Source organism: Rheinheimera gaetbuli (genome assembly GCF_054781935.1).
Genome location: NZ_BAAGTL010000023.1, coordinates 65,493 through 72,112, shown reverse-complemented (window position 1 = coordinate 72,112; position 6,620 = coordinate 65,493). Strand labels below are relative to the sequence as shown.

The following is a 6,620-nucleotide window of genomic DNA, read 5'->3' as shown; positions in this document are numbered from 1 at the left end:
CTGCTGCTCAAACAGGCTCCATACGTCGTCCGTGACGTCTGCTCCCTCACCCTGCCATTGGCTGAGTTGCGCCATGAGTGCTGAAGGTAGCGTAAGCAACTTAGGGTCGCCTTGTGCGCTGAGTACCAGATTTTCCATCACTTGCAGATAAACCTGGCGATAAAGCTCAGCATAGAAGTCATCGACCTTGCTGCAATCGATATCCAGGAACAAATAATACTCATCGGTTACCGCACTGAGACCCGCTTGCAAAACGAACTGATAGTTTGAGTAATCGTGACCACCACTACCCAGCCACTCATCAGACATCGATTCATATGGCCGGAAAGAGGTGTAGTTAAAAGCAACATCAAACAGATCCTGACCACCCGCTAATGCTTTTATTTCAGCAAGCGGATAACGACGGTGCACTGCATGTAATTGCTCCTGGTGATGAACAGCCTGTATTAGCTGTTCCCACTGCGGTTGCTCAGTGACATTAAGCCTGAATGGTACATTATTCAAAAATACACCGAGGACCTTATCACTGCCCTCGACTTCTGGCCGCCCATGGCAAATAAGACCCGTAGTCACTTCTTTTTGACCACTGAGCAGCGCCAACGCTTTTAAATGTAAGCTTAAGAAAATACTCTTGATGCTAACTTGTAACCGGCCAGCCAGTGCCGCTATTGCCTGACCAAAGTTTGGTGTCAGCTCAAGATTGATCCGCTTCGTTGTGCTGATATCATTGCGCAGCGATGCATGAGCAATTTCACATTTTTCAACGCCATCAACATAACTGCTCCAATAATCTCTGGCACTCTGACTCTCGATAGCTTGCTGCTCCAATGCAATGAAATCTGCAAAGCCGATTTCTGGCGTTTCAACGGTTGCATTTCGCCCTGCAGTAAGCGATTTATAACTGTTGAGCCATTGCGACACCAGCGTCGCCGCACTCCAGCCATCCAAAATGGCATGAGGGCAACTTAGTGTAAGACGATAGTGAGTGCTATCAAGTTGGTGCACAAAAACCCTGACCAGACCCGGCGTTGCCAGAGAGAATGGGCTACCTAATTCGGCTCGCTCCCACTGCTGTAGATGCTCTTGCTGCTGTTCTGCTTCCAAGTGACTAAGGTCTTCATGTGAAAACTCAAGTTCAGCCTTTGCGTATACCAATTGCAGTGGTTGACTGTAACCGGATATATCAAACGCCGTGCGCAATATAGGATGCTGCGCCACACTCAACGCCATCGCTTGCTTGAAAGCATCAGGCTGAATACGCCCCTTTAGCAGGTAGTACATAACATCGTGATAACGCACGCTATCGGCGTTGTACTGCATGTGAAACAACATCCCCGCTTGCATCCTGCTTAACGGATAAGCGTCAACACATTGCACCGGCAAGTTTTGCTTTGTGACATCATCTATCAGAGAAAAAGGTTCCAGCTTCGTTTGTCTGGCTTCCTCATCAGGCTGATTTTGACGTAATGAAAGAGACAATTTACGGATAGTCTGAAGCTCAAACAGGTCCTCCAGCTCAAAATCAAAACCCGCTTTCTGTGTCAGCGCTCTTAACTGAATACTAAGAATGGAATCTCCGCCCAGACTGTAGAAACCATCATCGATACCAATATTTTCTGAGCCAAAAACCTGCCGCCAAACGCTTAGCAGCACCTGTTCACGCTCTGAGCCTGCTTCTTCCGGCTGAATGTCGGCTTGCTCTTTTCTGCTTTGCAATGCCTTGCGATCTATTTTGCCATTTACGGTCAAAGGAAATTGATCAAGCACGATGAAATCGCCAGGCACCATATACTCTGGCAGATATTTAACTGCTTGTTGCTGTATCAACTCGGCAGAAACATGGCTGTCCAACTGGCAGTAACATACCAACCATTGCCTCTGGCTGTTATTGTCTTTTTTCAAGATTACCACTGCATTTATTACGCCATCCAGGCATTGAATAGCTTGCTCTATTTCACCCAGTTCAATCCTGAATCCACGCAGCTTAACCTGCCAGTCCAATCGACCAAGAAACTCAATTTCCCCCTGGGCATTAATACAAGCCCTGTCACCCGTACGGTAAAGTCGACTACCGGCTACAGTAGAAAAAGGGTTTGGGACAAAACGTTCTGCCGTCAGGCGCGGATTATTGTGATAACCCACTGCCAGCGCAGCCCCACCCAAACAGAGCTCTCCGGCGATACCTGCCGGCAATCGGTGACCGAAGTCATCCAACACATAAGCTTCCATACCAGCGATAGGCACTCCGATAGGAACATTCACCGCACCTAATTCATTGCAGCGGTGCCACGTCGCCCAAATTGTGGCTTCTGTGGGGCCGTAGGCATTAAAAACATGCGCCTTTTTGGCCCAAACTCTCGCAAGCTCCGCCGGGAACGCTTCACCTGCAATAACCATTCGGCAGTCGGCTGGCCAGCCATAATCAGTGAGTGTTTGCAGCATTGAAGCAGGCAAAGTCGCAACACCAATCTGGTTCGTCATGGCATACGTAGACAGCAATTGCGGATCAAGGCGCATCTGCTCACTAACAATATGCAAGATGCCACCGTTAAACACGCTCATGACAATTTCAAACAATGAGGCATCAAAGCTCATCGAGGCAAACTGCAGGCATGGTGTCGAAATATCTACTGAAAATAATCTGGCTTGCTCAGTAAGCAAGGTTGCAAGCCCTGAAAAAGCCACCTTAACCCCTTTGGGGTTACCGGTAGAACCAGAGGTGTAAATAAGATACGCAGACTCCGCTGCGCCTGGCACACTGCGACGGTGCTGAAGAGCTTGCAGGTTTTCAGACATGGCAAAGTTTATCTGCACCTTAGTGCCGTCTGCGCACCAGCTAAGATCATCATCGTCTTGATCAAACAGCACTATCCGGCTACCGGAGTCACTTTGCATGTAGGCTTTTCGTGCGTCTGGGTAAGCAGGGTCAATTGGCAAATAACAGGCACCAACCTTCCAGACTGCAAGTAAGGCAACTATGGCATCTATACCGCGCCTCGCATGAACAGCGACAACTTCACCTCGCTGAACATCAAGGCTACTCAGATAGTTTGCGACAGAATGTGCACGACGATCCAGCTCAGCATAGCTAATATTGGCCTCAGCCGATACCACTGCCAATTGCTGCGGATATTGTGCAGTGATTTGTTCAAAACGACTTAACAGATCGAAATACTCTGGAGCATCAACACTATATTCAGCTGGCATCGGCGTAACTGAAGATATTGAAATATCTGCAATATTAGCTAAAGGGTCGGCCAATAAGTGTGTAAGACAAGTGCTGTAAGCATCTGCAATTAAGCTTACGGAGGCAGGAGAATATTTAGCCTTATCAGAGTCCAGCACCAGATAGGCACAATGTCCATCCGCTGACAGACCGGCTTGCACCGCAAGCCCAAAATTAGAATGCTCAAAATCTACCGCACCAAAAACCGGATCTGAACCAAAGGCACCTCGAGCTACAAGAGCCTCTTTGCCTCTAAATCGCTTACTATATTCCCTGAAATGGGTGTAATTGAACGCAAAGTCAAATAACGAGGAAGAGCCATGATCTCTTAAGATGTTGGCCAGCGGATAACGCCGGAAAGGCAGCGTTGATGTATCAGCAGCAAAGATATGCTGAATATAGGCTAACCAGCTCTGGCTCTGGATCTCACTACGAAATGGTATGGTGTTGATAAACAGCCCTACGGTTCGGTCTGCGCCAACAACTTCAGGGCGACCATGGCATACCAAACCAGACAGCACCTTTGACGAGCCAGACAGCAAAGAGATCGCCCGCATATGTACAGCGAGCAACACATGCTTCAGTGATACCTGCATTCGGGTAGCAATCACTTTTAACTGGGCTGTTTGATCTGGCGTTATGGCAACGCGACATTGGTTAACACCTCGGTTCGCTTGCACTTCGTTTAACTTAGGTAGCGCTGTCTGTTGAACATCCTGTAAATAGCCACCCCAGAAATCGCGGCAGGCACTATCTTTAATTGCTTTTTGTTCCGCTTCGATAAATGTCCGGTAGGGTGTTACCATCCTGGCATTCAATTGTGATGCACTGACAAAACCCGCATAGAGATCAACGAAGTCGCCCAGCAATACCGTTGTGCTCCACCCATCCATTATTGCATGGTGAAAACTCAGCGTAAGAACAAAAGATTCAGGTTCAAGTAGCAATACTTTTGCCCTGAGTAAACCAGGTTTGCTCCAGTCGAATCCTCGTTGTTTTTCGTCTTCCAGCATGTGCTCAAATTGCTGTTGTTGGGCATTTTTATCCAGATGCTGCAGGTCAAGAACCTCGCACTCCAGTTTGACTTGGTGGTAGACCAATTGCATCGGCTCAGCATACGTTGTCAAATCAAAGGCCGTACGCAATATTTCGTGTCTGGCCATTGTTGCTTCGAGTGCAGAGTTAAAGGTATCTGCACAGAACGGCAACCTGATCGTATGACTAAGAATATCGTGGTAAGTCGCAACAGCACGACCGACATCACTTTGAATCAGCATGCCCACCTGTACCTGACTAGCCGGGTACATAGCGTCAACACCATCCGGTAAAGCTTCCATACAGCCCAAAACCTGAGACTGCGTATCTACTGTCGACAACGGCAGCGCGCCCGCAGAACAGGATGCGACAATAGCAGCAACAGACTTATAACTGAAAATATCAGCGACACTGCAGGACAGGCCGCGCTGCTCTGCTAAACCAGCCAGCTGAATCGCTAGAATGGAATCACCGCCCAACTCAAAAAAATTGTCATCAGGGCCGATATCAGGTCGCTCTAACACCTCGGCCCAAACGGCAAGTAAGTCATTTACATGATGATTCGGGGAGGCCGACTGATCCGCAACATTTGATAAAGCACCTGTGATAGCCCTGATGGTTTTTAACTCAAAAATGCTTGAAACCGTCAAAGCGATACCATGCTGCTCTGCCAGGCCACTAATCTGAATGGCACTGATTGAGTCGCCACCCATATCAAAAAAGCTCAGTTTGGGGTCAATACTTTTAACCATAAGCACTTCTCTGAAGAAGCCACTGATAAGCGCTTCCAGCCCATGGTTTTCGTCTTCTTCTTGAGTAAGGCTATCAAGCCCGGACAACAATGCCTTGCGATCAACTTTACCATTAACATTTAATGGGATAACGTCAACCGGCACAATCTGATTAGGCAACATGTAGTCAGGTAGATTATCACTCAGGCGCACTTTAAGTTGGCTTACCGGCGTATCAGCTCCAGTAACAACAAATGAAATTATTTGTTTCTGGCCAGCTACCCGTTCCACCACCAAAGTGGCACTTTGCTCTACGCCGCTCAGGTTACACAGTGCTGAATCAATCTCACCCAATTCAATGCGATAACCACGCACTTTAATCTGCTGGTCACTGCGCCCTAAGAAAAGTAATTCTCCATCTTTAGCACGTTTTACCAAATCACCGGTTTTATACAACCGGGTACCACAACCCGCAAACGGATTAGGTATAAACTGCATGGCGGTTTTTGCCGGATCATTCAGATAACCATGCCCGACACCAGAGCCGCCAATGTAAAGTTCGCCCTGTTCACCATCGCGAACCGGCATCAGCGCTTCGTCCAGCACGTAACAGCTTGTTTCTGCTAACGGATAGCCAATGGGAATGGAAGAGTTTTCACGGTGTTGTAAATAAGCTGTCTCAATAGAAAAATAACAGCTAAAAGTCGTTGCTTCAGTAGGACCGTAACCATTTACAAAACACAAATCAGGGCAGTACTCACTAATCCGCTGTACCGCCTCTGCCGGCAAAGCATCGCCACCAGCCACCAGTAAACGGAGATCCTTAACTAAAGCAATATTTTGCTCCGCCAACCAAGGCACTAGCGGCGCGGTAAGCCACAGTACGGAGATATTGAAGTCGCTGACATGTTCGCTAAGAAATTGAATGCTCAGGGGTTCATTGCGGGCCACTACCAAAGTAGCCCCAGCTAACCAGCCTCCCCACATTTCGTAAGTACTGGCATCGAACACCAAAGCGGAATGCAATAGTACTTTGTCGGCTGAAAAAATCTGTAATACATTGTTTTGTCTGTGTAAACGGCAAATTGCCTGATCCTGGATCTGTACAGCTTTTGGCGTTCCGGTAGATCCCGAAGTGAACATTACATAGGCCACGCTTTGTGCATTGCGCTGACGTTGCGGCAATTCGACGGTTAAGTTAGCACTAGCTTTAAATATCTCACCGGCAGTTAAAATAAGCGGATCATCAGTTACTCTATCCCCCTGCCTGATTAACATCACGGCTTTAGCCGCACTAACCATGTAATCTTTGCGTTCCTGCGGATAGTTGAGATCAATAGGCACATAGGCGCAACCAGCCTTAATTATCGCCAACAAAATACTCAGGGTTTCTGCAGAACGCTCTAGTTCAACTGCAATAACAGAACCTGCAACAATGCCTCTACCAACAAAAAATTGTGCCAGTTGGTTTGAACGTTCATCCAATTCCCGATAAGACATCTCGCTGTTATCAAATGACGAGACAACAGCGATTTTATCAGGATTGTTTTGCACAGCTCTCTGGAAATAGTCAGTTAAATTGTCTGTGTTTTTATGCTCTATCATGATGCAGGCTCTTGGTTTTGTTG

Annotated in this window: 1 protein-coding gene; it reads right to left on the bottom strand. The window is 47.5% G+C overall.

The annotated features are described in order from the left end of the window. Positions 1-6,597: amino acid adenylation domain-containing protein (locus ACYVIC_RS13700; RefSeq protein ID WP_460860805.1), on the bottom strand; the 6,597-nt coding region annotated here is incomplete at its 3' end. Between the last annotated feature and the right edge of the window lie 23 nt (positions 6,598-6,620).